Genomic DNA, 26,217 nt, shown 5'->3' with positions numbered 1-26,217 from the left:
GTTCCCCCAATCCGTCGCTGCTTCGCAGCGCCACCTTTCCCCCCTCCGGAGGGAAAGGAAGGGAGCCTCGCTGGACGGGCGTTAACGGAAAAGAGCTTGGCGCCTTTCCTCTCCCCCGTCGATCGGGGGAGAGGTGGCTCGGCGAAGCCGAGACGGAGTGGGGGTCGACCAGCGCTACATTAGCCAATGCATGCGCCAAGCTGCCATGCACGCTATCGCCAAGGCCAGCCGCTTGGAAATATGCATGCCGTAGACGAAGTGGGGAGAGCTGGCTCGGCGAAGCCGAGACGGAGCGGGGCGGGGCCGGCGTTTGCGATTACGGCCAAACACACTGAACAGTCTGTAGAGCTGCTCGCCGTTTCCATGAACCGAAGAACCGCCTAGAGTTCCGCACGACAGATTGGAACCATCGGGGAGGGGAGCAGCGCAATGAACGAAGCCAGGCTGTACGATCCGAGACCGCTTTCGGAAATCGCCAGCTATCACGCCCACATCTATTACGGCGATGAGGCGCAGCGCCGGCAGGCCGAATGGCTGCGCCAGCGCATCGGCGAGCGTTTTCGTGTGCGCCTCGGCAACTGGCGCGACGAGCCGGTGGGCCCGCACGAGCAGGCCATGTACCAGGTCTCCTTCGCCACCGAGATCTTCGCCACGCTCGTCCCCTGGCTGATGCTGAACCATGGCGGCCTGAGCATCCTCATCCACCCCAACACCACCAACCCCAAGCGCGACCACCTGGTCGACCCGATCTGGATAGGGCAGGCCCTCGGCGTGCATGGGGAAGTGCTGGGGGAGGAGGACGAGGCGGAAGAGGCGCTGGAGGTGAATACGGCGCCGACGCTGGGGGTGTGAGGGGGCAGCAGGGTCAACCTGACTGCCGAATTAATAAATTGCATCAACATTTGATAATTACGTACCAGCGGGAACAAGGGTGTCCATCAAGGCATCCGATACCGGACGTATCTTTCCTGAAACAATATCAAGACCGCAAAGCGGGATTGACTTCCGCGAGTGTTGAATCGTCACTTCTCGACCGCAGAGATCGCGCAATTCGTCGGTCAATCCGATTGCCGACGATAGCAGTCTAGGCATACTCGCTTTGAAATCGGCATTCGGCCCGCTTATCGCCCTCAGGCTGTCGCTGACAAGCTGAGGATCTCTCTTCAATCTGTCCACCGTTGGCGGCACGCAATATTCGAGAAAGCTCCAAGGGTCGCCCTCAGATGTCTGGAGCAAGGACGAAAGAACCAATTTGAATTGAGCCGTAGTTCCCACCGTTCCTGTAAGGTAAAGCGCAGAAACATGGCTGAAATAATGACTCCTCCACTTCATTTCCATTGTCTTTTCCAGTAGGTCTTTTAAAATAGGTAATTCAGGCCATCCCTGACATAGCCCCAGGATACCAGCCGTATTTCCGCGTGTGCTTAATCTTTCGAGGTCTAATCGGTAGTTAATATTGCTCTGGAATTGACGAGCAATAACCTGGCCGAGAATGATATTTCGACGCTCTACATCGAGAGAGGTTGAATTCACGTCAATAGGACCGTTATCGGCGAGCAGTCGCTCGCAATGCTCCTGTAGCAGGGCCGACCTAGGTGATACCCGGCTTAAAGCCTCAAAAGCCTGGCTGGACAACAGCTTCGTCTCTTGCGTGCAATAAGATACGAATGCATCTCTTACTGCGCTAGACTCTGAAATATAGGGCGCAAACAATTGCCAGACGTGCCATTCGTTGGAGCCATGCCTGCTTAGTCGATCGAACAGCTGATCCGAGAGTGCTTCAGAAAGGCTTTTCCAGTTCCGAGCCAGATATGCAACAGCTATTCTATTTTCAGGATAATAAAGCTCGACATCGACACTGCTCTGTCCGTGATCCGGCTGGAGGGTCGCGAAAATATCTTCCCTGCCAAGCGCTATCAGCCCAACAAGCCCGGCTTGGCGCCTTTGATCCATCCACGGGCCAATAGATGTAGTTTCCTTCTTCAGATATTTGATAGCTGACGGAAGTCGTTGTTGGTCGAGCTTTATTGCGCCGTTGTAAGCGATCGAAGCTTGAGTTCGGATCTCACGATCTTCTTCGAGCGGCCATCGCGCCAATCGCTCCAGATATATGTTGTCTGCCGTTTTCATTGATGCGATCGATACAAAATGGCTGCGCAAAGAAGCTGGTAAGGCTCCCAGCCGACTAAAAATGAGAGCGCGGAACTCGGGATCGTTGCCGTAGGCTTCGACCAGTGAAGCCCAGGGACAATCAATTTCCTCTATTCTCTGGCGGGCCAGTTCTTTAACCTTCGGATGCAGTCCAAATCCAGAGATGAGGTCACCAGTCGCGTCAAACACTCCTCGTTGGGCGAAGCTATGTTTTAGTAGGAGCTCAACGACGTCGTTGTCAGCATAAGTGGCACCGAGCTTCTTAAATCCTCTGACTAAAATGTCTGGTCGCCCCAGTTCTGGAAGTTTTGCGATTTCAACAAGCCTCTGCTTGGCTTTCGCGCGGTCGAATTCAATATCAGGGATGTAATGCGCAAAAAGAGCCTGCTCTTCAATCGGTTTGACAAGAAGCGAAGTAAGGGCTGCCGCTACGTCAAAGTCGGTCATGCCCCATCCTTGAAGCAAGCCCCAAACGGGCCAAAATATCCACCGGTCCTTTTCTTGAAGATCGTTGAGAAGCCTTGCCTTAGCAGCTGGAGTTTTCGCAATAACTGCCATGTGGGCGACATCGTTGTTAAAATGCACGTCAGTGTTTTCGATGCGGTAATCGATAGCGGCCAGAACGTGCTTGCGATAGTTGCCCGGCCTAAGGCGACTTTCTCCAAGGCCCCGCAAAAAGAACTTGTCGCGCTTGATCGCCTCAGAGACTTCAGCATCTTTGATATCATCGAACTGAGCGGCATGGAGCGCGTACGAATTTGCAATGTCTTTGTCCAACGGCCCGCTGTGCGTATCTGTACGGATCGTCTGAGCAACCAGGCTGTAGATCCGGTCATCGTTGGGCCAACCCTCGATGAGGGCGGGGATGATATCACCGACCCATTGATAACGTCCCGGGACCCGCTTGGCGAGGTCGATAAGCAAATCGAGATCTGCGTCGGTGTGGCTCTTTTGAGCGACTGAGCACCGAAGCCCAGTCAGAAGTATCGGAATGCTTGCAGATGCCTTAGCCTCTGCCGTAAGGGCCGGGAGTGAACTCTGGCCTCTCCAACCATTCTGAAGGGCCAACAATGCAGCGGAGGCAGTCTCGGGATCGACCGGCGAGCGAACCAACGTCGCAAGTCTGTCCCCCAGCGATTCATCATTGTTGAAGGTGCGCGAAAGCGCAACAGAGGCCGCGCGCTTGTTGGCGAGGTCATCCGCAAACAAACCTCGCCATAGGCAATGCTTCAACTCGTTATCATGAGGCCAATCTGCCATCCCGAGATAGACGTTTTGGCGGTATTGGATAGAGTTGGGGAACCATTGCTCCAGTTTCTCCTTGAGGCGGGCACTGTTTGGGCTATTCCAACCCAATTCAAGAACTATTGACAGAAGAGTGGATCTTTCTGAAAGCCAACTGCCCATCTCAATCACGTCAAACGTTTCCGTGGCCAGTTCCTGTGCGTAGCTCGCGGGGCAGCTAAAGTCTCCGAAGGCCACTTCCGTGGCAAGTCGTAGCGTCAGCATTCGCCCCACCGGATCAGTGGCTGCTTTCCTGGCCGCTGCAACGAGCATTTCGACTTCACTGCGCCGACGTATGCTCCGCAGCATTGAGAGCAGAACATTCGACCAGCGCTCGTCTCCTGACTTTTCGATGATGAGCTTTTTCTGATCATCCAAGACGAGAGTTGCGGCATGGCATCCCGCAAGATATTCCTCGAAGACACCATGAAGAAAGCCGATCTCGTCGGGAGACCGTTGGACCAGCAATCCTGTAGTTTCGGCGTCTATGGTCAGTAGTTCACTCGCAGCAGAGATGGCGGATTGCGACGGTAAACCTGCGCCGTCCATGCTTTGGAGATACTCGACAAGATGCCTTCTCGCTTCCAAAGTGCCAATTCCCGGGGTGGCACCCGTCTCGCGACATTTATATGCGAGATAACTAAGCGCTCCCCTAACTAGCGCCGGCTCGGCCAAAACTATCGATCGAGCGATCCCGTGCTGAGCGGCGCTGGCTCGGCGCTTTGGGTGCTCGTCGAGAAGCAGTTTGACCAACTCGTCATATGCTTCGAAGCGGCTCCGAGGAAGGCTGACCTGCCTTAGTGCAAGTGCCGTCAATCCGGTCAGCAACAGCGGAATTCCGGCGAGCGGTTCCAGTATGCCTCGTCCGCTCAACGTTCTAAAGAAATCCTCTACCTCGCGATGGATCAAATGTTCATACGCTTCATCGTTCGTTTTAGAGCCCAATCCAGCAGGCGGCTTCAGGTGTGTGAACCAGACCTGCGCGAGCTTTTTCTGCTGGGCCTTCGTGAGTTCCGCGACCCGGCCCACACGCCACATCGGATCCAGTGCGCCAAGCCTGTCTATCCCGCTAGGTCGAGACGTCAGCACAGCATCGATTGCGTGTGTTTTGACAAAGGCGTCGAGCAGCGTCCGTGCCGAGCGAGAGGCTTGCGGATTAGTGCCTTCGTCCAAGCCATCCAGCAAGAGCAAAAGACGGTTATCCTTGAGACTGTCCAGGATCAGGCGCTGAAGCTCTTCGGACGGCTCAAAGCGTTTAAACCAATGTTTGATGGCGTCCGATAGGGACACATCGGCGGTTCCATCACTGAAAAGACGAGTCCACGTCGCGAAGGGCAGATAGATGGGAATCCGATCGCCCCATCGGCGGGTTAGCTCCGGAAACAGCTTGCCTTGGGTGAGCAAGTCGAGCGCCAAAGCCCTGAGAAAGGAGCTTTTCCCAAATCCCCCGGGGGCAAGTATTGCCACTTGATTACCTTCCGACACCCAGTTGGAAAGTGGGCGGCGAATTAGTGTGGGTGAGATCGATTGAATTGAAGATTGAATTGGCTGGCTTTCCGGTAAGACATCTCTGCCGTAAGGGTGATTTCTTGTCCCTTGTTTTTCAGTCTCGATGGAAACCAAGCTCTCGCTATAGGCAACATCCGGCTCGATGAATCGGTTTAATAATGATAGTGGCCGGTATGTGCCTGCTATCGGAATCGAGCCTACGCCTGGATCAAGCGCCTGAAAGCATCCCGAGTAGATGCTCAGTAACTCGGCGCGCAATTTCGCAATGGAGAATCCATCCAGTCGCTCTCCCAATAGCGAAACCGCATCTATCCCACAGAACGCAATGGCCCATTCTCGGCCGAAGAAGTCTAGAACCAGATCGCAGCGCCTTTTTAGACGAAGCGACATTTCGACAGAGCCGATGGGAATAAAGGTAATCTCGCGGTTCTTCAAAATCGTTGATTGCTCTTCGATCTCTTTTTGTATTTTGGTGTCTTGTATGGGCGCTTGGAAGCAGACGTAAAAGCAATCTGTTTTTTCGACCCAACCACCCTTCAGAAATTCCTTCACGATCGTTTTGATTTTGGCGGCTGTAACGCTCTTATGTCTCTTCGCTTGCCAGCAAGAATACTTCAAGCCGCCTGATTTTCGCGAGAACACGTCGATGCCTTCTTGAGGTTGCCCCTGTCTGCCGTATAGAGCGCAATATTCTACCTCAGCGTCCTCCTGAGCTAGCCGAAAGCAGAGCCGCTCATAGTCCTCCCAAGTCAATTCGCCATAAGGCAGATCTTGCTTATTGGTTTGCACCGGCGTTGATCCGGGCGTAGATGAAGCTGGAAGCCGGAGCCATTCAGGATTCTCTTCCAAAACGACGATGGCGCCAGTCAAATTGGCCACGTAACCCTCCACGCTGTCCTATAACGCCAGCTCGAGGCTAAATAGTTGATTCTTAGGTGAATTCCAATCTAGCAATGCCGAATTGCAGATGTGCAATCGCCGCCACAAAAAATAAATGATCTAGGTCACTCGAGCACGATGCCGAATGATCATCTTCCACATAGCGGTAGGCCTGAGTGGTGAATCGATTTTAAGCTGAGTGCCCAAACAGGATAGTTCCATTACCCAACCGCCCGGAGTGCTGCATCTATTAGAATGCGGAAGAGATAGAATCTTCTGACCAGGAAGGAACATTGGGATTACCGCTGGCCGGGCTAGCCAGGTGTTATTCTCAGACCTGCGTCACCGCCATTATCCCAATTTCTGCTCTCACCCCCGCCAACCTCGGCAGCAGAAAAATCTCCGCCCCTTCCGGCAGTTCCTTGCTCCACGTGTCCCGATAGATCGTCCCGTCGATCGCCACCGCAATCCCGCGGTCGATCCAAGGCTCGATCCCGGGATACTGTTCCGCTAGCTTGCGGAACAGTTCCCTGATGTCCTTGGCCTCGATCTCGTGCCTGGCCTTGCCTCAGGCGACGGGCGGGCCTCAAAAGGTGTCTTCGACCAGTCGAGCGGCCGCAACGCCCTTCAACCTTCCTCCTCCACCACAAAGGAAAGCGCGATCAGGTCGTCGACGTCGATGCCGCCATGGCCATTGTCCAGCACTTCCGCGACCTTTTGAAAGGCCAGCATGTCATCCATGCTGAGCTTGGCTTCCCTCAGCCTGTCTTGTAAGCCCGCCACCTTGGTTTCCAGGATCCTGGAAGTCTCGATCATGCTTGCCTCCGTTGCTGTCCAACGCCGCGTTCCACACGCTCAGCATCAGGCACGTGAACACGACCGGCCCGATGAAAAGGCCGATCGCCACGGCCGCCGCAATGCCCATCCGCTCCGCTTTCGTGGCGATCCTTGCAAAGCCGTCATCGGCCGGGACGAGGATGGAAAGATCGCGGTGATGGAGCGCGCTGTTGTCGTTTACGGCCGTCGGGGGCATCTCCCACCGCTCTCGGAAAGGAAGCTGCTGCTCGCCAAAAGGTTCGCGGGCACTCATGCGCATAGGTCACACCCCCGAAAACGCCGCCTTGCCGTGGCGTTCGAAAAGCGCCAGCTTGGCCGAATAGCCAAGCCTGAGCTTGGTCTTGCAGGCATCGCACCGGAAGGTGCTCACCGACTTGAACCATGAACCGTTCCTGATGATCGGCCGGCGGCAATTCGGGCATTCATAGCGGAGACTCACGTCCCGCAACTCCTCGGAAATCGACATTGTCCACCTCTGTCCCCAGCCCCTGTTCTTTCTTCGGATGCCCACCACCTGGGAGCAGGTGGCGGGCGATCCAGCCAACTGACGATGAAGGGACTGATTGCTCGTCAGCGCAGCCCTAATGAGATCGCAGGGATTATGTTTCGCGCGATGGACCAATGCGCTGGCGAATGGGACCTCAGTCGGAGAGAGGGCCCATCTGTGGAACCCAACGTTCTTCGGCGCCTATCATGGGCGGGCGGGTCTGAACTTCTCAGATCCATTCCGAACCATAGGAACATTAGCGCGCCCTAAGGGTTCTCTCAGCAAGGATCGCACACCCAGGTGGAACCATGGCCGAGTTGGCATTCGCTTTTGTGTACTATTCGGGGCTGACCGGACCCGACATGCTGGGTGCGGTCGTGTCTTTGACCGCGGGGCTTCTTCTTTACAACGTCGTGCGGGAAGACCGGCCAAACCGATAACCAGCCCGATAATCATGAGCGGCCCGGCTCGAAAGCGGATGGTGCCCACGGGCCTGACCGGCGGCGGGCACGGACTGGAGACAGGGCGCCTGCCGAACGAAGGACGCTTGGAGCAACCGCCCTGCCGGGAACATTAGAGAACGCTAATTATTAGTCCTCCATAGGAGGATCTGCCATGAACAGCATTATCTATCTCATCGGCCTCGTCGTCGTCATTCTCGCCATCCTGAGCTTTTTCGGGCTTAGACGGTAAGGGCAACCCAAAGCGGCCGGCACGGTCGCCAGACATGCCGGTTTCAAATTCGACAGTGCCAATATCATGGCGCCAGTCAAGGAAACCCGCGGCTGGAGGTGGCTGCGGATATCTTCGCCTGTGTCTGGGAAGCCTGCGTGCTGCAGCAGTTTGGTATCTGTCGATGCACTCGTCGCCGCCCGTTGCCGAAATCAAACGTCAGCGGGAACTGCGTGAGCGGCTCGACAGCCAGTGGCAGGCGTTGTGACGGCCAGCCGCCGGTTCACTCACCCTCCAGCCAGTCGCGGCAGCAGGAAAATCTCCGCCCCCTCCGGCAGTTCCTTGCTCCACGTATCCCGATAGATCGTGCCGTCGATCGCCACGGCAATTCCCCGATCGATCCACGGCTCGATTCCGGGATACTGTTCCGCCAGCTTGCGGAACAGCTCCCTTATGTCCTTGGCCTCGATCTCGTGCTTGGCCTTGCCGCCGGCGACGGCGCTGAGCGAGCCCCAAAGGGTGACCTCGACCATCAGCGCCTCAAGGTGCGTCGATATTCAGGTGAGGCCGGCCTGCGAATGACGGCTTCCTGCGCTTCCGGCCTTCGCCGGCTGAAGCGCTCGTAAGACGCCGCGCAGCCAAGGCTACGGCCGGCGCAGGCCGGTGCTCACGCACTTCAAGTACGCTCCGCTCCGGTTCTCGGAAGCCATCATTCTCGGCTCGGCCTGACCTGAATCTCAACACACCTTGCCCTAGCTTGGATACCTCTCAGCCCTCCCGCTCCGCCTCCAGCGCCGCCAGGATGCGCGGCGGCGACATCGGGATGTGGGTCATGCGCACGCCGACCGCGTTCGACACCGCGTTGGCGATCGCCGCCAGCGGCGGCACGATCGAGGTTTCGCCCACGCCGCGCACGCCATAGGGGTGGTTGGGGTTGGGAATTTCCAGGATCTGCGTGTCGATCATCGGCAGGTCGGAGCAGACCGGGATGCGGTAGTCGAGGAAGCCGGGGTTCTGCAGCCGTCCGTCCTTGCCGTAGATATACTCCTCGTTGAGCGCCCAGCCGATGCCTTGCGCGGCACCGCCCTGGTACTGGCCCTCGACATAGGTCGGGTGCACCGCCTTGCCGGCGTCCTGCACCACTGTGTAGCGGATCACGCGGGTCGCGCCGGTCTCGGGGTCGACCTCGATGTCGCAGATATGGGTGGCGAAGGAGACGCCGGCGCCGTCGGCGACGAGCTCGCTGTGGCCGGCGATCGGCCCGCCGGTGGTGCCCGACTTGGCCGCGATGTCCTTCAGCGACAGCGGCGAAAGGTTGCCGTATTTCTCGCCCTTGGCGATGGCGTGGCCCTTTTCCCAGGTCACGTCCTCCACCGGGATGTCCCACATCTGCGCGGCGCGATCCTTGAGGATCTTGATCGCGTTGCGCGCGGCCGAGATCGTCGCCATCGAAGAGGAGAAGGTGCCGCGGCTGCCGTCGGTCATGTCGTTGTAGCCCAGCGAGGACGTGTCGGCGACGATCGCCTTGACGTTGGAGTAGTCGATGCCGAGCTCCTCCGCCGCCACCAGCGACAGCGAGGCGCGGGAGCCGCCGACATCGACGGTGCCGACGGCCAGCGACACCGTGCCGTCCATGCCGATGTTCAGATCCGTGCAGGTCTGGCCGCCGAAGTTGAACCAGAAGCCGCAGGCCATGCCGCGTCCCTGGTTGGCTTTCAGCGGCGCCTTCATGTGCGGATGGCTCTTCACCGCCTCCAGCGTCGGCCCGATGCCGATCGGTCCGTAGACCGGGCCGTAGGACGAGCGCGTGCCTTCCTGCGCGGCGTTCTTGATGCGGAAGTCCACCGCATCCATGCCGAGCTCCTTGGCGAGCTCGTCCACCGCGCTTTCCACGGCAAAGGCGGCCATCGGCGCGGAGGGCGCGCGATAGGCCGCGGTCTTCGGCCGGTTGACCAGCACTTCGTAGCCGACCGTCTTGACGTTCTCGAGCTTGTAGCAGGCGAAGGCCGTCATGGCGCCGATCTCGGCCCAGGAGCCGGCATAGGGGCCGCAGCTATAGCGCAGCGTCGCTTCCGCCGCGGTGATGGTGCCGTCCTTCCTGGCGCCGATCTTGACGTCGATCGAAGTGGCGCTGGTCGGGCCCGAGGCGCGAAAAACCTCGTCGCGGGTCATCACCAGTTTTACGGGACGGCCGGCCTTGCGCGACAGCGCCAGCGCCACCGGCTCGGCCCAGACATGGGTCTTGCCGCCGAAACCGCCGCCGATCTCCGACGAGGTGACGCGCAGCTTCGAGGCTTCGAGCCCAAGCAACTGGGCGCAATGCTGGCGATAGACGAAATGGCCCTGCGTGCAGACCCACAGATCCGCCGTGCCGTCCGGGTTGACGCTCGCCACGCAGGCATGCGGCTCGATATAGCCCTGATGCGTCTGCTCGGTCTTGAACGAGCGCTCGACGATGAAATCGGCCTCGGCGAAACCCTTGTGGACATCGCCATGGCCGAACTGGGTGCGCTTGGTGACGTTGGAGGGTTTCGCCGGCTTTTCCTCCAGGCCCTCGGTATAGACCTGGTCGTTGATCAGCGGTGCGTGATGCTGGGCCGCCTCGTCGACATCGGTGACATGCGGCAGCACCTCATAGTCGACCTCGATCAGCTTCAGCGCCTGGCGGGCGGTGCGGGCGTCGATCGCCGCCACCGCGGCCACCGCATGGCCGTCATAGAGGGCCTTCTTGCGCGCCATGCAGTTGTCGAGGATGTCGTACATGGCGGCATCGCCGTCGGTGAGGTCGGGCAGGTCCTTGGCCGTGATCACCGCCTTCACCCCGGCGAGCCTTTCCGCCTTCGACGTATCGATGCTTTTGATCACCGCATGCGCGTGCGGGCTGCGCAGGATCCGGCCGACCAGCTGGCCAGCCATGTTGAAGTCGGCGCCGTAGCGGGCGCGTCCCGTCACCTTGTCGACGCCGTCGGGGCGGACCGGTCGCGTGCCGACCGAGGAGAAATTGCGTCCGGAGTAGCGCGGATCGAAGTTCATGATCAGGCTCCCTTCATCACTTGGGCCGCATCCTGGACGGCGCGCACGATCTTATCATAGCCGGTGCAGCGGCAGAGATTGCCGGCCAGCCCGAAGCGGATTTCCTCCTCGGTGGGCGAGGGGTTCTTCTCCAGCAGGTCCTTGGCCGCGATCAGGAAGCCCGGCGTGCAGATGCCGCATTGCAAGGCCGCATGCTCCAGAAACTTCTGCTGCAGCGGATGCAGCTGGTCGCCATGCGCCATGCCTTCGATGGTCTCGACCTTGCGGCCCTCGGCTTCTGCGCCCAGCACCAGGCAGGAGCAGACCAGCCTGCCGTCGACGATGACGCTGCAGGCGCCGCAGTCGCCGGTGCCGCAGCCTTCCTTGGCGCCGGTGAGCCCCAGCCGGTCGCGCAGCACGTCCAGCAGCGTCTCATCGGGCTGGCACAGATATTCGACGGCGTCGCCGTTGATCGTGGTTGATACAGCTATACCGGCCATTATTTGCCTCCCGCACGCTTGTAGGCGGTCGTTGCGGCTCTCTGTGCCAGCACGCCCGCGACTTTCCGTCTGAATTCGATGGTGCCGCGCTTGTCGTCGATCGGGCGGCAGGCGCCGGAGCAGATCTTCGCCAGCCGCTCCAGCGTCTCTTCGTCGAGCTTCGAGCCGACCAGCACTTGCCCGGCTTCCTCGACCAGAAGCACCGTGGGTGCGGCGGCGCCCAGCGCCACCCGCGCGGTCTTGATCGCGCCCTTCTCGTCTAGCGTCAGGTTGACGCCGGCGCTCACCACCGCGATGTCCATCTCGGTGCGCGGAATGAAGCGCAGATAGGCGTCGCCTGCGTGCTCAGGCCGCTTGTCGAGCAGGATCGCTTCGATCATCTCGCCCTTGGCGAGAGACGTGCGGCCGGGTCCGGTCGGCACCGTTTCCACGGCAATCGTGCGCTTGCCCGAAGGTCCGGCGACGATCGCTTGTGCCGCGGCCGCGACCAGCGCCGGCACGCTGTCGGCGGCGGGCGAGGCGTTGCACAGATTGCCGGTGATGGTGCAGCGTCCCTGCACCTGCTTGGAGCCGATCAGGTTGGCCGCCTCGACGACGCCAGGCCATGCCTGCTTGAGCGCCTTGTTCTCGCCCAGCACCGCGCAGGGCACCGCGGCGCCGATCCGGAAACCGTCGGCCGTTTCGGTGATGTCGGCCAGGCCGCCGATTGCCTTGATGTCGACGATCAGCTCGGGCTCGATGAAGCCGCCCTTCATCCTCACCAAAAGGTCGCTGCCCCCGGCCAGGATCGCGGCAGGGCCTACTGCCTTGGCGAGCTCGCCAACGGCATCTTCGATTGAAAGCGGACGTATGTAACGCATCGTCTCCCCTTGGTGGTCATAATCGGATCGCCCGTTATAAAGCGTCTGGTTATAATGGCCATCCCGTTCGTGCATGTCCGGGTTGGGCCAGAGCCCTGTTCCAGATGCGCCCAGAGGGCGGGCCAGGGCAGGCCGCGCGACAGAGCCGGATGCGGCAAATCGCCCAGGCGGAGCCATTCATGCGATTAACGCCCCGCGCGTCGCCTATTGCCTGCGTGGCGGCGTTGGCGAAGCAGCGCCGACCGTGCGGAATGGTCGAAGATGGCTTTGAGAGAATGCAGGGGCGTCGACTCGCAAAAACATGGCCAAGAAATTCGCATTTCTTTTGGTGCGCGATTTCACCTTGTCGCCGCTGTCGCTGTTTATCGACACGCTCAGGCTGGCCGGCGACGAGGGCGACCGCAGCCGCAGGATCGAGTTCGACTGGGAGATCGTCGGCGAGCGCGGCCTGCCGATCCGCGCCAGCTGCGGCGTCGAATTGCTGCCAACGAGAGCTATGGGCAATCCGGAGGATTTCGATAATGTCGTGGTGGTCGGCGGCCTGCTCGACACCAGCCGCAAGCTGAGTTCGGAAAAGGAGGCGTTCCTGTTGCGCGCCGCGCAGAAGGGCGTGCCGCTCACCGCGCTCTGCACCGGCAGCTTCGTGCTGGCGCGCTACGGCCTGCTCGACGGCTACAGCGCCGCGGTCAGCTGGTTTCACATCAAGGATTTTCGCGCCGAGTTCCCCGATGTGAACGCCCATGCCGACAGCCTCTATTCCGTCGACCGCGGCCGCGCCACTTGCGCCGGCGGCACGGGCGCGGCCGACCTTGCCGGCTATTTCGTCTCGCAATTCATCGGCCGGAAGGCGGCGGAGAAGGCGGCCAAGATCCTCGTGCTCGACCGCATCCGCTCCAGCCGCGACGTGCAGCCGGTCGGCGATCTTTTTCCAGCGGCCGCGAGCCGCGCGGTGAAGCGGGCGCTGCTCCTGATGGAAAGCAATCTTCAGGAGCCGATCCCGATCGCCGAGATCGCCGCCAGGCAGAACTGCTCGCGTCGCCAGCTCGAGCGCCTGTTCGGCGCCGAGCTCGGCATCGGCCCGATGGCCGCCTATCTGGCGCTCAGGGTTCACTATGCCAGATCGCTGCTGGAAGGCAGCGACCTCGCGATCGGCGAGATCGCCTATCGCTGCGGCTTTGCCAATGCCGGCCATTTCAGCCGCGTCTTCCGCCAACAGGCCGGCATCACGCCGACCAATCTCAGGCACCCGAACCGGGCAGCGGCGAGTGACATCGCCAGATAGCGGTCCCTGTGCACGACTTCGGCAAGCTGGTTTCTATGTCACAGCGATGACCTTCCCCGTCGCACTAAGGCGACACAGGACCTTCGCTTGTCGCACTTGGATGCCGCCTGGAAGCGCATAGTTTATTCGCACCTCGATCGGCGCCGCCAGACCGGCTTTGTGTTGGCGCATCGGACCGGCACTAACCGCGTATACGCGCACAGCACCAAGCGGCGTCGTGGCCGACATGATCGCCGCGCGGCAAGCGCTCACGATTTTGGGCGGCGTGCCTGGCTTCGCTTTCAACGATACAAGGGGCGCAAAAGGATAGCCCGCTCTAAACCGCCCGAACTCCCCGCCACCGGTGCTGGAGGGTTTGAGGATGGATGGCAGGCTGATCGCGGTTGTCGCGCTTCTGGCGGAGAAAACGGTGGGGTTGTCGGGGGGCGCGGTGTCCCCGGTGCCTGATGTTGCGGTGCCGGCATCCGTCGACACGCCGGCGCTTGCGCTGCCTGCAGCGTCACCCGTCGAAACGCTGGCGCCGATGGACCCGGTACCAGCATTCGCGGACGCGCCAAGGCTCGCCCCTCCTGCGCCTGCCGACGCGCCAAGGCTGACGCCGCCTGAGCTCACCGACGCGCCAACGCTTGCGCCGCCCAAGCCGCCGACATTTGCCCCCAAGCCAGCGGAGACACCTTGTGATCCGGCGCTCACGCCAGCGCCGACGCCAATGCCGCCGACCTTGCCGCCACCGCCGACATCAAGGGCGGCCGCCGGTCCGGTAGCGGCTGCGATCATCAAGGCGACCGCCACGTATTTGCCCATTTCAGGACCCCTCCTGGGCATGCGTTCGTGCCAATCCAAATGTACTGCCGACCATCATCATGGAGGCGGGGTCGGAAGCAACGCGTCGGGGAGAGTGATCGTCGTCGCCACCAGAACCCGTTTCGGGGATCTTGGGATCTTCGCTCTGTTCTTATCCTGCAAGCCTGTTCGGCGGACAGCTTGGCCATTCTGGCTGGCAAGTGGAACCGCGGCGGAACGCGTCCCGGGTGCACGCTCCATCTGCGCTGTGCGGCGCGCGCTTTGCGCCTTGACGAGATCGATCGCCTTTCGCGCAGCGGTAAGGGACACGGACATGTCGGTCAGCTTTTGACGCTCCTGCTCAAGCGCTGCACTCAAGTCGGCAGACGCCTGCTTCGCGGCGTCTCTTTCCCGACGGGCGTCATCGGCATCGCTTGCGGCCGAAACCGCGCGCGCGTGTTCCAGATCCAATGCCTGGTTGACATGCTTTGCGGCAGTAACCGCGAGCTGGAGGTCCTTCAGGGCGGTGGCCCGCTCGGCCGCAGCCAGATTTGCGCGTTTCTGATCGGCCTCGCCGGCCTGGCGGGCCATGGCGAGTTCGTGCTCGAATTGTTCGATCTCATGGCGCTCTTCGGCAACCGATTGATTTGCCTCGGCCAGGGACGCTTCCACAGCGTTGCGTGCTTCGTTTGCAGAAATCAATTGTGCCTTCAGGTCTTTGATGACGCGCTGCGCCGCTTCCAGATCGAGTTTGAGGGTTCCGTTGCTTTGGTTCGCCTCTTTCAGGGCCTTTGTCTGCTCTGCGGAGGTGCTGGCCAACAGCCTTGCCTGGGCGCTTGCTGTGCGCTCGGCATCCTGACTCAGGCCCAGTTGCGCTTTTGTCGACGCCAGTTCGCCTCGCGCTGCCGCGATCTGTTGCTGGATTTCGGCGCCGTTGTCTGGGGGAGATACCGCCGCCAAGAGGAGGATGCATCCGGGAATGGCGCTCCACCTCCAGTGGCGCATGCTGAAGCGAACCCACGCCGGGCGCGGGTCATCTTCGAACTCCTCGTAGGATCCATGTATGGACGTCACTGGCCACGGTCCTCTGTCTGCCGGTATTCTTCGCGATGCTCAAGAAACAAACACGTCATAGCGGCTGTGCGTGCGCAAAATTAAGATTTTCGGTCTTGGCGGTTCGCTCCGTGTTGAACTCCATCTACAGTTTGGACAACTTGTATTTTGCGCAGTTGACGGGCTGCTTATACCAGGTACGCCTTTAGGGGCAGGATGCATCATCCAAATGGACTAGATGTCATGATTGATCGTCTCGGAGCAGAACTTCTCGATGGCGAGCTGATCAATGTCGGGCAGTCTAAGCGCGCGGTTGCTGCTGCGCAAAATGATGAGGGTCCGCGATGACCCTGGTCGGGTCGCATGACCGGTCTGGCCGATTGCGCCGGCGCGCAAACGAGCCGTAGCTTCGTGACGAGCAGCGCGCCGCTGTTTTAACAGTCGAATTCGCCTTCGGAACGCCATGCCGCATTATCCCGACGCCATGCTTGGATCGAAAACCCTGTTCGAGCGCGCCAGGAAGGTGATGCCGGGCGGCAATACGCGCACTACGGTTTTCGTCGATCCGTTTCCGATCTACGCCGCGCGCGGCGAGGGGTGCAGGGTCTGGGACGTCGACGGCAATGCCTATTACGACTGCATCAACAATTTCACCGCGATGATCCATGGCTACGCGCATCCCGATGTCACCGCGGCCGTCGTCGAGCAGCTGCCCTTCGGCACCGCTTTCGGCGCCCCGACGCTGAGCGAGATCGAGCTTGCCGAGCTGCTGGTCGAGCGGCTGCCCTCCGTCGACCAGATCCGCTTCACCAACTCCGGCACCGAGGGTATGATGATGGCGATCAAGGCTGCGCGCGCCTTCACCGCGCGGCCGAAGATCGTCAAGATCGAGGGCGCCTATCACGGATCTTACGATTTCGCCGAAGTGAGCCTGGACTCCTCACCGGCGAACTGGGGCGACCTGCCCAGATCGACGCCCTATGCCAAGGGCACGCCACGCGGCGTGCTGGAGGACGTGATCGCCGTGCCCTTCAACGACAGCGAGGCGCTGCGCGCCGTCTTCGCCGCCGAGGGCGACAATATCGCAGCGGTGCTGATCGACCCGATGCCCAACCGTGCCGGCCTCATACCGGCGCGGCGGGATTACCTCAGCGCCATGGTCGAGATCGCCCATGCCGCAGGTGCGCTCGTCATCTTCGACGAGGTGATCTCGTTTCGACTGGGATGGTCTGGCGCGCAAGGCTTGTGGGGCATTGAGCCCGACCTGACGGCGCTGGGCAAGATCATTGGCGGCGGCTTTCCGGTCGGCGCCGTCGGCGGGCGCGCCGATATCATGGCGGTGTTCGATCCGACCGGAGGCAAGCCCGCACTGCCGCATGGCGGCACCTTCACCGCCAATCCGGTGACCATGCGCGCCGGCCTTGCCTCGATGCGGGCGCTGACGAAAGAAAGTTTTGCCCATCTTGATCGGCTTGGCGCATCGTTGCGCGAAGGGATTACCGCCTCATTCGAAAAGCATGGGCTTGCCGGCCAATGCGTCGGCCTTGGCTCGCTGTTCAAGGTTCATTTCACGTCGCATCCCGTCAGGGATTACCGCTCGATCTACCCAGGGCCGGTCGAGCACAGGAAGTTCGACACCTTCCACAAGGGTTTGCTTGGCCGCGGCGTTCTGTCCGCCAGCTACGGCCTGTTCGCGCTGTCGACGCCGATGACCGAGGAAGATGCCAGCGCCATTCTTCAAGCGATCGACGAGACCCTGGGCGACGTCGCCGCGCAGCCGTGAAAGCAGGCGGACCACAGATGACAGCTTCTCCTCATGTCGTGGTGATCGGCGCGGGCACGCTGGGCATGTGCACGGCGCTCAACCTCGTCGAGCAGGGCGCGCGCGTGACCGTGCTTGAAGCGCACTCGATTGCCTCGGGGTCGAGCGGCCGGTCCGTCGGCGTCGTCGGATCGCAATTCACCGACCCGTTCGAGATCATGCTGCGCGTCCATTCGCTGCGCCGGTTCCGCGAATGGGAAGGCGAGGGGCTTCGGTTCAACCATATCGGCTATCTGCGGCTGGCGCGTACGACCAGTCAGATGGAGCTCTTCGCGAGATCGGTCGAAATCCAGGCCGAGGCGGGGCTGAGGTCGCGTCTCGTCCGCGCGAACGAGCTCAGGGATCTTGTTCCGCACATCAATCCTGACGGGCTCGAAGGCGGATTGTTCGGGCCCGACAACGGTTTTCTCGATCCACATGAGATGTGCAATTTCCTTGCGGGCATCGTCCGCGCCAAGGGCGGCGAAATCCGTCAGTACCGCAAGCTGGTCGGGGTGCAACGGCGCCCGGGCGGCTACATGCTGGAAACCGATGGCGGCCCGGTCGATCGCGAGCGACGACTGATCGATTGCGATGTCGTGGTCAATGCGGGCGGCGCCTGGGCGCCGCAAGTCGCCGCGCTTTTCGGCCAGCGCCTCCACATCTGGCCCGAGCGCCACGAGGCCGTCGTCATCCATCTTGACGAGCCGCTCGGCTACACGATGCCGATGGTGATGGACCTCGTGAACGGCGAAGGCAGCGGGCTCAACTTCCGCCACGAAAAACCAGGCGAGCTGATCGCCGAAATCCACAAAGTGAATTCGATCGCGCCGGAGGACCCCGACAATTACAACGACCAGTGCGAGGAGCAGTCGAAGGTCGATCTGGCCGAGCTGCTTTTGGAACGCGTGCCCGACCTGCCGGGCGCGCGACTCGGCCGGGGGTGGGCGGGCCTTTATCCCGTCACCGCCGACCATCGCCCCGTCGTCGGACCATTCGATGCCTCGGAGCCGACGCTGATCACCGCTGCCGGCGCCGGCGGCTATGGCATCCAGCTCGCCCCTGTGATTGGCCAGATCGCGGCCGACTGGGTGCTTCAGGGTGCGCCGGTTTCGGTGCCCGGTTCGCAGAGCCTGGCGCCGTCGGCCGAGCGCAACGTCCTCGGTCACTGACCGATGCATCAAGCTGGCCCCTGACGCGTAAGATGCGAGCGTCCCCGTTAACCATCGATTAACTATCCGGTCGCCTTTAATAGGGTTCTGGAGGATACTGATTTCGGCCGCGAGCGAAGAATTCACGACGGCCGAAATGAGAAAAGAAGCGACTGACACCGTCGCCATTCTGCCGGGGAGGCGCCCAGCATCTTTTGATGAGGAGCGCCGGAATGAATATCGAGGAAGCAGTTACTGCAGCGACGGCGGGGTCGAGCGCGCTCCTGTCCTGTCTTGGCCAGCCGGTCGTGGCATATCACGTCACGGCCATCATGCGCGAAACCGACGCAAGACATGCACGGCAGATGCAGCTCGCCTTGCTGCGGCGGAGCATCGAGGCCCTTGTCGAGGACGGCCTCGAGGACATCGAAGCCAAACGCTTCGCATCGCAGTTCCATGGGCGCGTCGGCTCGGCCTGGGATCTTCTGCATATGGCCGGCGACACGTCGCATTGATCCCTGCCGCGTACGCTTTTGCCGGGCCGACTATGTAACACTCCCGTCATGAGGTAGACTGTCGGCTGCGACTGAGATGACCTTCATGGAGTGGGGGACATGCGATGCAGGCGATACCGATAGCGCATCCGGCGGAAGCGCCGGTCGCTCGAGCGATACCGTCGCTGGCTGGTTATCCCGCCGCCGTGTTGTGCTGGCTGCTTTCGGCCGGCGTCTATATCGCGGCAAAGTGGGTGGCGCCGGAAATGCCGCCCTGGGGGCTATGCTTCTGGCGGCTGGCGCTCGCCTGCCTCATTCTTTTGCCGATCGTGCACCGCCATCACGGCGCGATGTTGGCGCTGCTCAAATCGCGGCCGCTGGAGATCGTTGCCGTCGGCGCCATCGGCCTGACGCTCTGCCAAGGGATGATCTACCATGGACTGAACGACACCGACGCCACCACGGCCGGCATCATCATGGCGATGTCGCCGATCATGACCATGGTGCTGGCGCGTCTCGTGCTGGGCGAGCCGCTCGGGCTCTGGAAGTCGCTCGGCGCGGTTGCAGCACTTGCCGGCATGCTGGTGATCGTCGCGCATGGCAAGCTGGACGCGCTGGTGCAACTGCGCTTCAACATCGGCGAATTGTGGATCGTCGGCAGCGCCTTCTGCTGGGCGCTCTATACGGTGCTGCTGCGCCGCTCAAAATTCGGCCTCGAGCTCCTGCCGCTGGTGGTCCTTCTGCTTGGCGCCGGCGCGCTGGTGGCGCTGCCGTTCCACCTTTGGGAAATCTTCAACGACGAGCGCTCCGCCTTGAATGCCGACGGCCTTCTCGCGCTTGCCTATCTGGCGGGTCCCGGCGGCGCGCTGATGTACTATCTCTATAACCAAAGCGTGGAGACCCTCGGCGCTAGCCGGGCAAGCATGTTGCTCTATCTGCAGACCCTGTTCGTCGCCGTGCTCGCCTACCTGCTGCTCGGCGAGAGCCTGCACGATTACGATCTGCTCGGCGCGGCCTTCATCGTGGTCGGGGTCGTGCTGGCGACGGCGATCAAGTCGAGGCCGGTTCCGGCAAAGGCGTGAACGAGCGGCCACGTGCCTTGATCGACATATGCGGCTGCCCGAGCCGCCAGGTCGATCTGGTTCCTCGGGCGGTGAGCCGTCCGGACCAAGCTTTCCTAAATTAGCCAATTTTGCTATTGGCTGCCCCTTCGCAGCGTCGGCCAAGGCCGAAGGGGATCATGGCGATCGACAAGCGCGTGGACGCATGAACGGCGGTCAGCACATGCTGGAACTGCGCGTGCTTGGCGATTTTCAGGTCACGCGCGACGGCGAGCCGCTTCACCTGCCGCCATCGCGCAAGACGCGGGCGCTGCTCGCCTACCTCGCCGTCACCGCCAGGCAGCACCAGCGCGAGCGGCTGTGCGAGATATTTTGGGACATCCCGGACGATCCGCGCGGCGCCTTGCGCTGGAGCCTGTCGAAGATCCGCCAGGTGCTGGGCGCCGACGAATCCGTTCTTGCCGCCGATCGCAATGCTGTCGCGCTCAATGTCGAAACGGACTATACGCGGCTGGCGCCGCTGGTGAAGGCCGATCTTTCATCACGCTCGACCGAGGAGCTCGAAGCGGTCCTGGCCTCGATCCGAGGCGGCTTTCTCGCCGATCTCTCGCTCGAACGCTGCTTCGACTATGAAGCCTGGCGGCAGGCCATCGCCAGCGAGGTCGAGATCGTCGAGCTTGGCATCCTGCGCGAGCTGGTCGAGCGCCTGGGGAATGAGCCGCGACGTGCGCTGCCGTTCGCCCAGCGTCTGCGCCGCCTGACGCCCGACGACGCCAGCATCGCCGCCGAGATCGAGGCGCTGGAGGACAAGGTTCGGTCGGCCGCCGCTCAAGCCACGGGACGCGCGCCGCAGTCCGCTCCCCTCGCGCCGCCGTCGAAGCCTGCCGCGTCGCCGCAGGATTCCGGCCGCGCCGTGCAGTTCTGTCGGGCTCTCGACGGCACCAGGCTCGCCCATGCCAGCACCGGCAGCGGGCCGGCGATCCTGCGCGCCGCGCACTGGATGTCGCATCTCACCTTCGACTGGGACAGCCCGATCTGGCGGCATTGGATGCGGGAATTGTCACGTCACAACCGGCTGGTGCGCTATGACGAGCGCTGCAATGGCCTGTCGCAAAGGCACGTCGTCGACATCTCGTTCGAAACCATGGTGTCGGACCTCGAATGCGTGGTCGAGGCAACCGGGCTCGACCGCTTTACCTTGCTCGGCCTGTCGCAGAGCTGCGCGGTTTCGATCGCCTATGCCATCCGCCACCCCGAGAGAGTGTCGGGCATGATCCTCTACGGCGGCTACGTCAAAGGCTGGCGGGCGCGCGGCGATGCCGGCGAGATCGCGACGCGCGAGGCCGTGGCGACGCTGATGCGCGAGAGCTGGGGCAAGTCGAACCCGATGTTTCGCCAGGCCTTCTGTTCCATGTTCATCCCCGGCGCCACGCACGAGCATTTCGCCTGGATGGACGATTTGATGCTGCGCACCGTCTCGCCCGACGATGCCTGGCGTCTTCAGAACGCCTTTTCGGTGATCGATGTCAGCGACTTGCTGGACAAGGTGCGCGTGCCGACCCTGGTGTTGCATGCGCGGGACGACAACGTGGCGCCGGTGGAGTCGGGCCGCACCATGGCCGCCGGCATTCCCGGCGCGCGCTTCATCGAGCTCGATAGCCAGAACCACATCCTCCTCGAAGGCGAGCCCGCCTTCGAGGAGTTCATAGACCACGTCCGCGCCTTCATCGCCGAGACGGCGGGCGGGTAACCGGGCACTCGCGAAGCCCTCAGCCGCCGATGAGCGGCACGGTGAACACCGTCGCCGTGCCGGTGAGGCAAAGCTCGCCCGCTTCGTTGCGCACCGATGTCTCCAGCTTCGTGATCGGCTTGTCGGCGCGCACGTCCTTGACCTCGACGCGGCCGGTGATCATTTCGCCGACGCCGACCGCCTTGACGAATTTCCACGAGACTTCGAGGAACACCGAGCCGGGGCCGGGGAGGTCTTCCGCGACCACCGCGTTCAGGATGCCGGACGTGACGCCGCCCTGCACGATGAGCTTGCCGAAGACCGAAGCCTCGGCCAGCGCCTTGTCGTAATGCAGCGGATTACGATCGCCGGTCATCTCGGCAAAGGCGTCGATATCCTGCGGCTGCGTGCGCCGCGAGCGTTCGGCAAAGGCGCCCACCCTTGGCCGGCCCTTGATGACACCGATCCACCCGTCCTTCATCACATGCACAGTCATGGTCTTGCTCCAGTTCGGTTGCGGGAAAAATCGGCCGGCGGCCCGTCCTGGTTGGCCGGCGCTCGATAGGTCGAGGGCTTCGATGCGGTAGCGCGGCGGGCCGGCATGGGTTGCCCGGCCAGCGCCTGCACCTCGGCCTTCAGGACGGCGCTGAATCGGCGATGCCGCTCGCCGAGATCGTCAAGCGTCCAATCGAAGCCGGCGATGGCGTCCGTGGTGTCGAGGATCTGGTTGGCGATCATGTCGCGCTGCTGCTGCCAGACCGCGAATGCTGCCTCGGACCCACTGAGGATTGCCCGCGCGAGGCTCTCGGCGTCGCGCAGCGCGTCGGAAATGCCGTGCGAGGTGATCGGATCGCGGAAGAAGCCGGCGTCGCCCACCAGCGCCCAGCCCGGGCCGTGCGGCTGGCGGATATAGCCCGGCACGCCGCGGAACGCCTGCAGGCGCGCATCCTTGGGTGCCCGGGCCGCCTGTGCTGCCAGTGCCGGGGAAAGCGCCTCGAGCACATCCATCCGGGCGCGGGCGTGGCCGAGGCGGAAGCGCTGGTCGAACAGGCCTGTCGGCACCGAAGCGACGATGCAGGCGAGGCTGTCATTGGTCGGGATTAACGAGCCGGCGATCCCGTCGCGGAAGTACCAGTGATAGCCGGCGCCCGGCTCGACTGGCGCATAGCCATAGACATGGGCAGCCGACACCGCGCCGCGCCGCAAGGGCTGGGCGTCGACGCATTTTGCCACCAGCGAGCCGATGCCATCGGCGCCGACGACGATATCGGCGCTGACCCGCACGGCAGTACGGCCGGCGGCGCGGATCTCGATGCCGCGCACGCGGCCACGCGTGTCGGCAAAAAGACCGCCGACCGCGACCTCGTGCAGGATCTCCGCGCCGGCCTTGCGCGCCGCATCGACCAGGATGCGGTCGAGCACGGTGCGCCGCGGCGCGATGAGGCCGGGGAGGTCCGAGCTAGCGGCAAGGGGGATGGTGATCTCCTCGTCGCCATAATGGAAGGTCGTCGTCTCGATGAGCGGCGTGCCGGCCTTGAGCAGCGGCTTGAGCAGACCCCAGCGCCAAAGCTGCAACACGGCCGGTCGCATCAGCGCATGCGTCGACAGCATGTCGGATCCATAAGGCTTGCGGTCGATCGCAAGCACCTTGAGGCCGGCGCGCGCAAGCAGCATCGCCGTCGCCGCGCCCGCGCAGCGCGCGCCGACGACGATAGCGTCGTAATGGCCATGCTTCGGAGCGGCCATCAGGGAGATGAGGTTGTTTGCCATGTTCAAGTCCTTAGGCCGCCTTGCGGGCGTTGCAATCGAGATAACGGGAGATTTCAGCGGCGATCGCCTCGGCATCCGCGCCGACGCCGCCGATGAAGTTGGAATCGCGTTTGCGCAGAAAGCGGAAGCCGAGCGCGTAGAGACCCGGCACGCTGGTGACGCCGCCCTGATGCGCCAGCTCGCCATCGGCGCCGAGCGCCAGCGGCTCCAGCCAGCCGAACGAGCGCGCATAGCCGGTTGCCCAGACGATGCTGCGGATCGATCCGTCCGTCAGCGAAAGCCGCGCCGCGCACGTCGCCGGCCTCGCCACCGGCTCGGGCCGGTACGGTGTCGTCATACCCGCGAAGCGATCGATCTGGTCGAGTAGGCGCGCTTGCTTCGCTTCGGCTGCCGCGATGTGCTGGCCAAGATCGCCGGCGAAGCCGATCTCGCGGTCGCCGACGCCATGCACCCGCCCGGTGAGTTCCACGCCGAGCGCCTGCAGCGTGGCGAGATCGACATCTGCCCTGTCCGGTCGGCCGGCGAGCTGCAGCGATGGCTGGCGCCGGGCGCCTTCCGGATCGGCGAGGTCTTCCTGGCGCTGTGCCATCAAGCCCATTTCGCAAAGCCAGAAGAAGATATCCTGGCCGCGCCATGTTCTGGGCAGGCGTGTATGCTTGCCGACCGAAAGCACCACGCGCCGCCCGGCGCGGACGAGCTCGTCGGCAATCTGCACGCCGGAGGACGAGGCGCCGACAACCAGCACACCGCCGCCCGGCAGCTCGCCAGGCGAGCGATATTGCGAAGCGTGGATGCTGAGCGGCCCGCGAAGCATCTCAGCCGAAAAAGGGATGACCGCCCGGTCGCAATGTCCCGTCGCGACGACGACCGCTCGAGCCAACAGCTCGCCGGCGCTGGTGCGCAAGGCGAAGCCGTCGCCGGTTCGCTTGGCGGCGAGGACCTCGACGTTGGTCTCGACGGGTGCATTCCATTGCCAGGCGTAGCGTTCCAGGCTTTCCACGAAAGCCTCCTTGGTCATGAAGCCGTCCGGATCCCCGCCCTCGTAGGGCGAGCCGGGCAGGGCGTTCAGCCAGTTCGGCGTGAGCAGTCTGAGCGAGCGCCAGCTCTGCGAACGCCAGCGCTCGCCGATGCGGCCGCGCTCCAGCACGGCATGGTCGATGCCGGCCTGGCCGAGGCAATGGCTGAGCGCAAGCCCGGCCTGGCCCGCGCCGATGATGACCACGTCCGAGCGTCTCATGGTTCATTCCGTCGATAGGAGGGGAGGCGGCCTGGATCGGCTCCGGGCCGCCTGCAGGCTTACTGGATGGTCTTGATGCCGACGGTGACCGGCACCCCCTTGGTAAGTACGTCGAACACGGCCGAGCGGGCGCGCGACTGCTCGACCAACTGCTGGAGCTTCTCGGCCGGCGCGTCGCCTTCGATCTCGAACGACACCTGGATGTTCTGGAAACCATTGCGGACCTCGTCGGAGATGCCGAGAATACCGCGCAGGTCGATGTCGCCGTCGACCGAGCATTTCACCTTGGTGAGCTTGATGCCGCGCGCGGCGGCGATGTTGGCGACGCCCGCCATCAGGCACCCCGCCAGCCCGTGCAGCAGCCACTCGACCGGGGTCGGCGCGTTGTCGGCGCCGCACAAGATCGCCGGATGATCGGCATCGGCATAATGCGGCTTCTCGTGCTTCTGCTCCTGGCCGGCGCCGAAGAAGCCGTTCATGACGGTCTTGCTGTGCGTGCCCTCGATCCACTCGTTGTGAGCGCGGAACTGGAACTTGGCGAGCTCCGGCTGCCCGGCGACGAAATTGATCGTCGCCAAAAGGTTCGGCGTGTCGACGCCATTGAGCGGAAGCCGTGCAGGTTTGGTGTTGGGTTGCATCTTCATCTCCAAAGGTTCGTTTGCGGCTTGGTTGCCGTGACGGCCTCTGTTTGCCGATGGAGCGTTTGAACGAGAGTGGATGCGACCGTGGAATTTTTCATACGCCTACCGTGGAAATTGCGTTGGACGTATCGTTTGTAACGAAGTGTCTTGACCCGAATGCGCCGGAACGCAAAAGCCCCGGGCGTGCGGAAGCCCGGGGCCTGTCGACGGCGTGGCGACGATCGCCATCGGCGATCAATGGGCGTTGCGGATGTCCATCCCGCCGGCGTCGGAGGCGTAGCGCATCGAGGTGTAATGATCGATTTCAGAACGGGCGATACCCATGTCCTTCAGCAGATAGTCGGGCATGGCCTGCATGGCGGCGCGGTCGCTGCGCATCCTCATTGCACGGTAGACAAGGCGCAGCGCACGGCCGGCAAAATTGATCGGGCCGAGACCCGATCGGCTGGTTTCATGGGGGGTGTGTTCCAAAGTCGTCATCGTCGTCTCCATCTTTTGCGGCGCGACCGTTCGCGTCGTCGATGGCCGGACTTGTGGCTTACGACCGGGGGAACGAGCGTTGGAGCGGGCGTCGAAATTGCCGTGGAAATAGAGATTTTGTAGGCTTGCAGGAACATCGAGCTAGGCGCGGCTGGGACGCGCGGGTCGTATAGAAGAGAGCGCGAGGAATGAGGCGGCATCGCCTGCTTGAGCCGTTTGTTGCCGCGTTGGAGCAACTTGATGGCCGATCTTATGACGATCTCAGAGTACTGTTCGCAGCCGTGGCCAACCGCCGCCCCGAGTTGCTCGAACGGTTTCTATTCGCCGAGCGCAGCCGCCGCACGTCCGAGATCCAGAAGACTTTGCGAAAATCCATGGCCGAACTCGGACGAATGGAACAAGCCGGCGCGCTTCCCGAGGGGATGTCGGTGCCTTATTTGTGTCGCTTGAGGCTGAACCACGCGACCGGTCGCCTGCATGTTGGTCATGGCGACCGATCTATTGTGTTGTTCCCTGAAAATTCAAACTGAGGCACTTTGCGGGG

Annotated in this window: 22 protein-coding genes and 1 pseudogene; 8 read left to right on the top strand and 15 right to left on the bottom strand. The window is 62.3% G+C overall.

Translation table 11 applies throughout. The features are described 5' to 3' along the window. Positions 1-429: 429 nt before the first annotated feature. Entirely contained in the window at positions 430-852 is a 423-nt protein-coding gene (locus tag LB523_RS24835; RefSeq protein WP_224607906.1) for a DOPA 4,5-dioxygenase family protein, read from the top strand. Between the two features lie 57 nt (positions 853-909). Here the strand turns inward: LB523_RS24835 and LB523_RS24830 are convergent, their stop codons facing one another. The 8 genes and pseudogenes from LB523_RS24830 to LB523_RS24795 all read right to left on the bottom strand — a co-directional run bounded on the left by LB523_RS24830 (position 910) and on the right by LB523_RS24795 (position 12,191). Next, positions 910-5,823 carry an NACHT domain-containing protein gene (locus tag LB523_RS24830; protein ID WP_224607903.1) on the bottom strand — a complete coding sequence of 1,638 codons (4,914 nt, stop codon included), beginning with the start codon at positions 5,821-5,823 and terminating at the stop codon, positions 910-912. A gap of 331 nt (positions 5,824-6,154) precedes the next feature. Continuing rightward, a pseudogene (locus LB523_RS24825) lies at positions 6,155-6,376 on the bottom strand (MoaD/ThiS family protein); the annotation flags it as partial. Between the two features lie 74 nt (positions 6,377-6,450). Beyond that, on the bottom strand, positions 6,451-6,639 hold the full coding sequence (locus LB523_RS24820) for a hypothetical protein (RefSeq protein ID WP_224607900.1): 189 nt from the start codon (positions 6,637-6,639) through the stop codon (positions 6,451-6,453). Between the two features lie 283 nt (positions 6,640-6,922). Then, the gene (locus LB523_RS24815; protein WP_224548393.1) at positions 6,923-7,099 is read right to left on the bottom strand and encodes a hypothetical protein; all 177 of its coding nucleotides are present in this window, start codon (positions 7,097-7,099) and stop codon (positions 6,923-6,925) included. Between the two features lie 1,007 nt (positions 7,100-8,106). After that, complete coding sequence (locus LB523_RS24810) at positions 8,107-8,352, bottom strand: MoaD/ThiS family protein (RefSeq protein WP_095768248.1); 246 nt, start codon at positions 8,350-8,352, stop codon at positions 8,107-8,109. Positions 8,353-8,587: 235 nt separating this feature from the next. Continuing rightward, the gene (locus LB523_RS24805; RefSeq protein ID WP_224607897.1) at positions 8,588-10,852 is read right to left on the bottom strand and encodes a xanthine dehydrogenase family protein molybdopterin-binding subunit; all 2,265 of its coding nucleotides are present in this window, start codon (positions 10,850-10,852) and stop codon (positions 8,588-8,590) included. A 2-nt stretch (positions 10,853-10,854) separates the two neighbouring features. Then, on the bottom strand, positions 10,855-11,331 hold the full coding sequence (locus tag LB523_RS24800; protein WP_140631856.1) for a (2Fe-2S)-binding protein: 477 nt from the start codon (positions 11,329-11,331) through the stop codon (positions 10,855-10,857). Then, the gene (locus LB523_RS24795) at positions 11,331-12,191 is read right to left on the bottom strand and encodes an FAD binding domain-containing protein (protein WP_224607893.1); all 861 of its coding nucleotides are present in this window, start codon (positions 12,189-12,191) and stop codon (positions 11,331-11,333) included. The genes LB523_RS24800 and LB523_RS24795 overlap by 1 nt, the downstream gene beginning before the upstream one ends. 301 nt (positions 12,192-12,492) lie before the next feature. On the opposite strand from LB523_RS24795, the gene LB523_RS24790 reads away from it, so the two are divergent. Further along, positions 12,493-13,473, top strand: a complete 981-nt coding sequence (locus LB523_RS24790) for a GlxA family transcriptional regulator (RefSeq protein WP_224607889.1) — start codon at positions 12,493-12,495, stop codon at positions 13,471-13,473. Positions 13,474-13,506: 33 nt separating this feature from the next. On the opposite strand, the gene LB523_RS24785 is transcribed toward LB523_RS24790, so the two are convergent. Both LB523_RS24785 and LB523_RS24780 read right to left on the bottom strand, forming a co-directional pair. Continuing rightward, positions 13,507-14,277 (bottom strand): hypothetical protein, encoded by a 771-nt coding sequence (locus tag LB523_RS24785; RefSeq protein WP_224607885.1) that lies wholly within the window; start codon positions 14,275-14,277, stop codon positions 13,507-13,509. A 57-nt stretch (positions 14,278-14,334) separates the two neighbouring features. After that, positions 14,335-15,216, bottom strand: coding sequence for a hypothetical protein (locus LB523_RS24780; protein ID WP_224607882.1), 882 nt, complete (start codon positions 15,214-15,216; stop codon positions 14,335-14,337). A 556-nt stretch (positions 15,217-15,772) separates the two neighbouring features. On the opposite strand from LB523_RS24780, the gene LB523_RS24775 reads away from it, so the two are divergent. The 5 genes from LB523_RS24775 (at position 15,773) to LB523_RS24755 (ending at position 21,566) form a co-directional block, all read left to right on the top strand. Then, positions 15,773-17,092 (top strand): aspartate aminotransferase family protein, encoded by a 1,320-nt coding sequence (locus tag LB523_RS24775; protein WP_224607879.1) that lies wholly within the window; start codon positions 15,773-15,775, stop codon positions 17,090-17,092. A 17-nt stretch (positions 17,093-17,109) separates the two neighbouring features. Further along, entirely contained in the window at positions 17,110-18,282 is a 1,173-nt protein-coding gene (locus LB523_RS24770) for an NAD(P)/FAD-dependent oxidoreductase (protein WP_224607875.1), read from the top strand. 212 nt (positions 18,283-18,494) lie between these two features. Then, positions 18,495-18,776: a hypothetical protein gene (locus LB523_RS24765; RefSeq protein WP_095768257.1), complete on the top strand. Its 282-nt coding sequence runs from the start codon at positions 18,495-18,497 to the stop codon at positions 18,774-18,776. A gap of 104 nt (positions 18,777-18,880) precedes the next feature. Beyond that, the gene (locus tag LB523_RS24760) at positions 18,881-19,837 is read left to right on the top strand and encodes a DMT family transporter (RefSeq protein WP_224548411.1); all 957 of its coding nucleotides are present in this window, start codon (positions 18,881-18,883) and stop codon (positions 19,835-19,837) included. 184 nt (positions 19,838-20,021) lie between these two features. Next, positions 20,022-21,566, top strand: coding sequence for an alpha/beta fold hydrolase (locus LB523_RS24755; protein WP_224607872.1), 1,545 nt, complete (start codon positions 20,022-20,024; stop codon positions 21,564-21,566). Positions 21,567-21,585: 19 nt separating this feature from the next. Here the strand turns inward: LB523_RS24755 and LB523_RS24750 are convergent, their stop codons facing one another. The 5 genes from LB523_RS24750 to LB523_RS24730 all read right to left on the bottom strand — a co-directional run bounded on the left by LB523_RS24750 (position 21,586) and on the right by LB523_RS24730 (position 25,673). Next, the gene (locus LB523_RS24750) at positions 21,586-22,041 is read right to left on the bottom strand and encodes a MaoC family dehydratase (RefSeq protein ID WP_224548433.1); all 456 of its coding nucleotides are present in this window, start codon (positions 22,039-22,041) and stop codon (positions 21,586-21,588) included. Beyond that, positions 22,038-23,315 carry an NAD(P)/FAD-dependent oxidoreductase gene (locus LB523_RS24745; RefSeq protein ID WP_224607869.1) on the bottom strand — a complete coding sequence of 426 codons (1,278 nt, stop codon included), beginning with the start codon at positions 23,313-23,315 and terminating at the stop codon, positions 22,038-22,040. The genes LB523_RS24750 and LB523_RS24745 overlap by 4 nt, the downstream gene beginning before the upstream one ends. Before the next feature lie 10 nt (positions 23,316-23,325). Beyond that, positions 23,326-24,552 carry a flavin-containing monooxygenase gene (locus LB523_RS24740; protein WP_224607867.1) on the bottom strand — a complete coding sequence of 409 codons (1,227 nt, stop codon included), beginning with the start codon at positions 24,550-24,552 and terminating at the stop codon, positions 23,326-23,328. 59 nt (positions 24,553-24,611) lie between these two features. Next, positions 24,612-25,190 (bottom strand): OsmC family protein, encoded by a 579-nt coding sequence (locus LB523_RS24735; protein WP_224529713.1) that lies wholly within the window; start codon positions 25,188-25,190, stop codon positions 24,612-24,614. Positions 25,191-25,427: 237 nt separating this feature from the next. Further along, on the bottom strand, positions 25,428-25,673 hold the full coding sequence (locus tag LB523_RS24730; RefSeq protein ID WP_181174876.1) for a DUF1127 domain-containing protein: 246 nt from the start codon (positions 25,671-25,673) through the stop codon (positions 25,428-25,430). Between the two features lie 188 nt (positions 25,674-25,861). Between LB523_RS24730 and LB523_RS24725 the strand changes: the two genes are divergently transcribed. After that, the gene (locus tag LB523_RS24725) at positions 25,862-26,203 is read left to right on the top strand and encodes a hypothetical protein (RefSeq protein WP_224607864.1); all 342 of its coding nucleotides are present in this window, start codon (positions 25,862-25,864) and stop codon (positions 26,201-26,203) included. The last annotated feature ends 14 nt before the right edge of the window (positions 26,204-26,217 follow it).

The sequence above is a fragment of the Mesorhizobium sp. ESP-6-4 genome, assembly GCF_020164735.1.
GTDB lineage: Bacteria > Pseudomonadota > Alphaproteobacteria > Rhizobiales > Rhizobiaceae > Mesorhizobium.
Note: the sequence above shows the minus strand (reverse complement) of the source record. Positions and strands in the feature narration are given on the sequence as shown.

Coding starts and splice junctions, on each gene's coding strand:
- LB523_RS24835 (WP_224607906.1), top strand. CDS start 430: ATGAACGAAGCCAGGCTGTACGATCCGAGACCGCTTTCGGAAATCGCC.
- LB523_RS24820 (WP_224607900.1), bottom strand. CDS start 6,639: ATGATCGAGACTTCCAGGATCCTGGAAACCAAGGTGGCGGGCTTACAA.
- LB523_RS24810 (WP_095768248.1), bottom strand. CDS start 8,352: ATGGTCGAGGTCACCCTTTGGGGCTCGCTCAGCGCCGTCGCCGGCGGC.
- LB523_RS24805 (WP_224607897.1), bottom strand. CDS start 10,852: ATGAACTTCGATCCGCGCTACTCCGGACGCAATTTCTCCTCGGTCGGC.
- LB523_RS24800 (WP_140631856.1), bottom strand. CDS start 11,331: ATGGCCGGTATAGCTGTATCAACCACGATCAACGGCGACGCCGTCGAA.
- LB523_RS24795 (WP_224607893.1), bottom strand. CDS start 12,191: ATGCGTTACATACGTCCGCTTTCAATCGAAGATGCCGTTGGCGAGCTC.
- LB523_RS24790 (WP_224607889.1), top strand. CDS start 12,493: ATGGCCAAGAAATTCGCATTTCTTTTGGTGCGCGATTTCACCTTGTCG.
- LB523_RS24785 (WP_224607885.1), bottom strand. CDS start 14,277: ATGGGCAAATACGTGGCGGTCGCCTTGATGATCGCAGCCGCTACCGGA.
- LB523_RS24775 (WP_224607879.1), top strand. CDS start 15,773: ATGCCGCATTATCCCGACGCCATGCTTGGATCGAAAACCCTGTTCGAG.
- LB523_RS24770 (WP_224607875.1), top strand. CDS start 17,110: ATGACAGCTTCTCCTCATGTCGTGGTGATCGGCGCGGGCACGCTGGGC.
- LB523_RS24765 (WP_095768257.1), top strand. CDS start 18,495: ATGAATATCGAGGAAGCAGTTACTGCAGCGACGGCGGGGTCGAGCGCG.
- LB523_RS24760 (WP_224548411.1), top strand. CDS start 18,881: ATGCAGGCGATACCGATAGCGCATCCGGCGGAAGCGCCGGTCGCTCGA.
- LB523_RS24755 (WP_224607872.1), top strand. CDS start 20,022: ATGAACGGCGGTCAGCACATGCTGGAACTGCGCGTGCTTGGCGATTTT.
- LB523_RS24750 (WP_224548433.1), bottom strand. CDS start 22,041: ATGACTGTGCATGTGATGAAGGACGGGTGGATCGGTGTCATCAAGGGC.
- LB523_RS24745 (WP_224607869.1), bottom strand. CDS start 23,315: ATGGCAAACAACCTCATCTCCCTGATGGCCGCTCCGAAGCATGGCCAT.
- LB523_RS24740 (WP_224607867.1), bottom strand. CDS start 24,552: ATGAGACGCTCGGACGTGGTCATCATCGGCGCGGGCCAGGCCGGGCTT.
- LB523_RS24735 (WP_224529713.1), bottom strand. CDS start 25,190: ATGCAACCCAACACCAAACCTGCACGGCTTCCGCTCAATGGCGTCGAC.
- LB523_RS24730 (WP_181174876.1), bottom strand. CDS start 25,673: ATGACGACTTTGGAACACACCCCCCATGAAACCAGCCGATCGGGTCTC.
- LB523_RS24725 (WP_224607864.1), top strand. CDS start 25,862: ATGAGGCGGCATCGCCTGCTTGAGCCGTTTGTTGCCGCGTTGGAGCAA.